Here is a 257-nt window from a genome sequence, read left to right as displayed (position 1 = left end):
GGGCATAATCGATTGATGCAACCAGGTCGGGCCGACGCTGCCCCGCATATTGCGCCCATGTGTCGTCTTCAAACCGGCGGAACGTGCCGTCCTCTGCCGAAAGCGTCAGCGTCAGATTAGGCGTGGGTTTCGCGCTGTAGGCGATCAGGTTTGTCGTTCTATCGGAACTCAGCCCGGCGCTCTCGTTGAACCCGGTGCCAACGTCAAAGAAGGAAGACCGGAACCCTGCGGTCAGGCCCGACCATTCGATATAACCC

1 pseudogene is annotated in these 257 nt (G+C 59.5%); it reads right to left on the bottom strand.

Annotated elements, in window-relative coordinates:
- Window positions 1-257, bottom strand: a pseudogene (locus AC24YW_RS36650) (hypothetical protein); the annotation flags it as partial.

This window comes from Bradyrhizobium sp. USDA3516 (genome assembly GCF_057651995.1).
Note: the sequence above shows the minus strand (reverse complement) of the source record. Positions and strands in the feature narration are given on the sequence as shown.